Raw genomic sequence first — 5511 nt, 5'->3', positions numbered from 1 at the left:
TAATAAAAGAATGAAATTTAACGTTACAAATTGTCCATGAAAAACTATCCTTTAAATGATATACGAAATGATATGATTTATCCTAATCAAATTTTAAGAATACTTTAGAGAATCGTCTGTAATCAAAGGCGATTTTTTATTTTATAAAATTTTTTTGAAAAAGTTTTCAAATGGAGGGTTACATTTAGTAAAAATAACTGTCTTTATTAGGTGTAAGACAAAACAACCGGTTGAAGTAGTTTTTACAAAATAAAGATCATAAGGTTATCCTATCAAACTTTCCTTTAATAGAAGTTAAAAATACAGTATTTAGTATCTTAGATAACAATCGTAGCTTTAATACTTATACTGTAAAAGCAGGAGATACTCTATGGTCTATATCAAAATCATTTAACATGACAGCCAATGAACTGATAAAGTTGAATAATTTAAAGAATAGTTTGATCTATAAAGATCAAGTATTAAAGATTATGTAAAAAATAAAAAACAAATAAAAAGGAGAGATTTATTATGCCATATCATGATCACGGAGGTAGTTCACTTCCACCCAAATATAAGAATGTTCATATTGATGCCACAAAAAGTCAAATTTTAAGTGAGATGGGAAGGTTAGAAGAAATTGAAGAAAATATGCCTACCATTACAAAAAAACTTTACTATTTCACTAATGATTTAATTGCAGGAGCAGGATGGTTTGCAGGTGTAGGACCAGGAATTATATTAACTGGATATAAATATATTGTAGAAAGCGCATTAGAAGACCAACAAAGAAAAGTAGAAAAAGCAGTGAAGGAATTAAAAAATGGAAGTGCAAAAGGATTAAGATATAATATGACTTTAAGATATCGTAATGCTGGAAGAAATAGTGGTTATGTAATAGACGACTTTGATTTTAAAGTTTTATATAGTACACCAAGTAATCCAGGACAATGGGTTGAAGATTAATAAATAGTAGGCATTTTGCCTGCTATTTATTTTTTTTAATAAAATAATTGAAGACTATTAATGGGATTTTAAATATTATTCCCATAATTACTACAAAAATAATTAATTTTAAGAAATATTCATATGAAGAACTACTTGTATATATTAATATATTATTTTGTGCCAGAGTTGCAATTACCAATTTCCAAAGATATAAGCTAAATATAAATAATATGAACTTTATAATTTTTGTTTGCTTATGAAATTTAAACATTTTAAAATCCTCCTAGCAGCACTAACCATTAGTTTAACGTATGATATTTCTAAATTATACCATATTTTAACATTGACTTTACAAAAAATGTTTTTTTAATATTTTGTGATCAGTGATCCATCAAGATGATTTTATAATTTCTTCAATATTAACTTGTTTTATAGGTTCAGGAATTTCATCTAAATTTACTATATATTCTCCAAATCGTTTAATATGCTTTGTCATATAAGGACTTAAAGCTTTGATATCTTCTATTGAAAGTATTATTCCTTCATCATTTAATTTTTTAAGAGCTATACTAATATCAATTACATTATGCAGTATTACAGCATTGGATAACAAATTATTATATTTTATGATCTTACTTTGTTCTTCAGGATCATTTTCACAGATGATTCCTTCTCCACCAAAGAAAAACCATTTTGAAAATCCATGGTAGGCTTCTACTTTATTGGTTCGTTCAGTAATTCTTTCTCTTAGGGGTGTATTGGATATAAAATCTAAGAGATAAACAGTCCTTATAATATTTCCAAGTTCTCTAAAAGCTTGATACAATTTATTTTTCCTGCTATAGTTATTTAGCTTTCTAAGTAATGTAGAAGGAAGAATTTTACCTGTCTTTATGGATAAGATTATTTGAAATAAATCTTGATAATGGGTTTCTATAATGTCCCAATTTATTGTATCTTTAAATAGAGATTCTATATGCTTATATACTAAGTTTTTTTCTGCTTTGTAGAATTTAAGATTTTTCCAGTTACGTATTCGTGGCATTAATTGTATTCTTAATAGATAAGTTAAAGCAAATACAGGTGTAGATTGTCCTTGCGTATCTGCATGGATTGTGTCTGGTTGAATATCAGATTTATTTTTAAGAAGAGCATCAATAATATAAACGGCTTCCCATACACCACAGGGAATGAAATGGCTAAACAATGCAATATATGTATCTGATACATGATGATAAGCAACACCACCATAGCCCCCATATCTTATATGGTACTCTGAAAGTAGATTCTGTTCATATAAATCTATTTTAGTCCCATCAGCAGCGGCAACTTTTATATCTCCCCACAACTTGGGAAGAGAAAACTTATTGTAGCAGTTGATGATGTCTGTTATTGCACGATCTAGCTTCTCTTCATTGATATGCCTTTTATTTGTAAAATGTATCATATGAGGTGTAATACCTTGACGAATATGCTTTGATGTTTGAGCAGGACCCATATTAGAGCCATATCCAAAGATCAATATAATATATCTTTCTTTGGGATTATGTAGTTTCGGTTCTGAACCAGATATATGTCCAAAATTCTTTGTATAATTTAACCAATGCTCGACATTACATAAAATTTCCATTATATTTCTCTCTGGCATATATTTTTCTAATTGCCTTTTAAATTCTTGTATTTTGGCTGTATTTCTTGTACTTTTTGTTCTCTTTAATATAGATTCACCCTTTTCATTTATGATCAATTGGCTATTCTTAGGATAATTTTTATCAACTAAAGAAGCTTTTTTCTTTAGCATATTTTTTAAATGGATGATAAAGTCTTTCTTATTTGTAGGTAAATTCATTTCTAGGCAATAATCTTTAATTAAAGGTTCACATTCTTCCCATGAAAGCAATTGTTTTCTATAATCTGCATATTCTTCTGATCCTTCTACAGAAATGTCTCCTGTTTTAAATTCTGATGAAATATATGAAAAAACACACATTTCAAAATATCTTCTTGAAAAAACTGCTTTCCCTTTATGTTTACATTTAACAATCTTTTGCCATTTTTGATTAGAAAAAGATATATCGACTAGAGCATCAATATAATCAGATTTTTTATGCTCATTATCTAATAGATAATTGATTGCTTCAATAAGAAGATGATCCTAAGTAGTAGAGCTGATAGATATCATTTTTATAGTTTCAAAAAGAGTTTTTCTATGGTTTTTAAAACTATTCCATAACAATGGATAGTAATTATTGTTATTATATGCTGTTATTTCTTCACAATCCTTGAGTAAACTTTCATAACCACCGTTATTCTGTATCATTTTTTTGAAATTATCTGCAATAGTATTGCTATCATTAGAGTTATAAGAAGATATTAGAAATCCTTGGAACGCTTCTACAATAGTTTCTGTTTTATCTCTCTGTTTTTCTAGGATAAGTTGTAATTTTTCTTTTGCACGGGTATGTATTTTCCCTATTGTTTTAATAAACATGGTAATTAGGTCATCACAAGTTTTTATGGTGCAATTGTATATAAAGCAGATTAAGATGGTATATCTCTTAGCTTCATTAAAGTCCTTCATTTCTGAAGCATCCAAAGCATTTCCTTGAGCAGAAAAATATTTCATTTTAGCAGGATGAATGGTTTTTATAATGTTTTCTCCATAATTGAGACTTTTAAGATATAGATAATTTTCCTTAATCTCTTTCATATGCTTCAATGTTGGGCTTTTAGGTAATTCTTTAATGTAATTAAATGGGGATACTCCTTTTTCGTTAGATTGTAATAGCAAATCTAAAAAGTTTTTCTCAGATGCTGTTAATTTACTATTTACATCATCATATATTTTTTGATTAATTTCTGTTCTTTTATTATTGATCAATCGTTCTAGAGTACTAAAAGCGGGTAATTCACAATTGTTTTTAATTAGCGTCTCAATTACAGCATTAAATATATCTGCAGGGTGTTCCATAATGGGTTCATATTCTTGAACTGTTTTAACTATGATATTTTTTATACATTTTTTATCAGAAACTATACTAAGTTGTTCTCTGATTTTTCTTTGATATTCATAAATTATATTTCTTGAATTTTCAATAGATACAGTATCCATGAGATTTAGTTTCGATTTTATATATTCAATAATTTCTGTAGGAATATCTGTTAGCTTTGGAAAATACCTAAGCTTTTTAAATACTTTCAATAAAACTATAAAAGTAAAAACTTTGTTCCCGTTTTTAAAAGAAGAATATACCACATTTAATTCATCTGATGAGGGAGTATATTCTTGGATTAATTCTTTTCTAGAAATTTTGTTAGCGAGTTTTGGATATATAGTTCTTTCTATTAAGCCCATTTTCATCAATCCTTACATTTACTAGATTTTATCTTTAATTTGTTAGAATATTTATTATATTATATAATTTAGCAGGTTTTAGTAGCAAGACGAATAAGGGACTTTTATATAAAAAGACAAAAATATACCCCTTAATAAGGAGTATGACTTATTCTTTACAATTATTTACAAAATCCAGTACTTTTTACACGTATCTCGGTGTCCTACGTATATAGACCAAAAAACTCAAATGCTCTAATAGTGACTGGATCCCGAATTAAAAAATAATAACATATCACAATGTAAGTATGCCATTACATACTATAATGGTATACTTACATTGTAACAACTCAGTCGAATAGCTGATATAATCATCTTAGCATAAACTACTACAATTTTACTTAATCGGAACAGAGAGGAGATTAGCATGTATAAAATAAATTTTAATTTTTGGACAATTATTACTATATTTATGTTGTTTTCATTTTCACATAATAAAAATATATTTTCACTTATAACATATACTATAGTGGCAATAATTGGACTAGTAATGGTTATATATCCTACATTTGTTATTAGATTTTTCGAGAAAAAAGATGTAATTACTCATCAAAATATTATCTTTTATCGATGCATGGGCATGATTTACTTGTTAATAATTATATTGAATTATTGTGGAACTAAATTATTATAAATTTCCAACCAAACTCATTCTAAAATAAAATATAGAAATTAATTTCAAAGGTTAAAATATAGGTATATCAATGCTTTAATTATAGTACTAGGTTATGGAACTATTAAAAATCTAAAAGGGTACATAGGGACTATAAACAACCGTTTATGGTAATCAAACTAAGATAGAAGTATATGTTTTTTGCAGTATTTGTAAAGCAATCCTGTTTTACACGAATGGTTTCCATACCTAAACCCCTTTTAACATTATATGGTTATATATCTCTAATTTTAAATTTAATTATTACTCAAATATATGTTTAGAAAATAATTAAGACCCTAAATCACCACGAGCTTTTATTTATTCTCGCCAAAGTACTTTTTTTCCGACTCTCACATCTACATGAGTAAAGTTTTTATAAACTCCTATTCCTCTAAAACCTATTTCCTTTGCAATTTTAGCTACTTTCTCAGGAGATACTCCATATACTTTTATATCTGCAGCACGTCCAAGCAAATGTTGACTTTTCTTTGCTCCACCAACACTTTGATTATAGGTTTGTGTTCTAAAAGCTGAT

General features: G+C 27.3%; 4 protein-coding genes. 1 reads left to right on the top strand and 3 read right to left on the bottom strand.

Annotation, left to right across the window (positions count from 1 at the left end; genetic code table 11):
• Positions 1 to 510: 510 nt before the first annotated feature.
• Positions 511 to 945 (top strand): hypothetical protein, encoded by a 435-nt coding sequence (locus tag EK368_RS13720; protein ID WP_129600629.1) that lies wholly within the window; start codon positions 511 to 513, stop codon positions 943 to 945.
• A 373-nt stretch (positions 946 to 1318) separates the two neighbouring features.
• Here the strand turns inward: EK368_RS13720 and EK368_RS15085 are convergent, their stop codons facing one another.
• The 3 genes from EK368_RS15085 to EK368_RS13710 all read right to left on the bottom strand — a co-directional run.
• The gene (locus tag EK368_RS15085; protein WP_202976492.1) at positions 1319 to 2917 is read right to left on the bottom strand and encodes a Tn3 family transposase; all 1599 of its coding nucleotides are present in this window, start codon (positions 2915 to 2917) and stop codon (positions 1319 to 1321) included.
• A gap of 165 nt (positions 2918 to 3082) precedes the next feature.
• Entirely contained in the window at positions 3083 to 4282 is a 1200-nt protein-coding gene (locus EK368_RS15080; protein WP_202976491.1) for a DUF4158 domain-containing protein, read from the bottom strand.
• Between the two features lie 1012 nt (positions 4283 to 5294).
• Positions 5295 to 5511, bottom strand: a 217-nt coding sequence (locus tag EK368_RS13710; protein ID WP_129600627.1) for a YcbK family protein, incomplete at its 5' end; no start/stop codon positions are given.

Origin of the sequence: Anaerophilus nitritigenes (assembly GCF_004138215.1) — a bacterium.
GTDB classification, from domain to species: domain Bacteria; phylum Bacillota; class Clostridia; order Peptostreptococcales; family Thermotaleaceae; genus Anaerophilus; species Anaerophilus nitritogenes.
The sequence above is the reverse complement of the archived record's forward strand: the minus strand, read 5'-3'. Positions and strand labels throughout refer to the sequence as shown.

What these genes read in the sequence shown, in the direction of transcription:
- EK368_RS15080 (WP_202976491.1), bottom strand. Translation starts at nt 4,282, where the DNA reads ATGGGCTTAATAGAAAGAACTATATATCCAAAACTCGCTAACAAAATT.
- EK368_RS13720 (WP_129600629.1), top strand. Translation starts at nt 511, where the DNA reads ATGCCATATCATGATCACGGAGGTAGTTCACTTCCACCCAAATATAAG.
- EK368_RS15085 (WP_202976492.1), bottom strand. Translation starts at nt 2,917, where the DNA reads ATGTGTGTTTTTTCATATATTTCATCAGAATTTAAAACAGGAGACATT.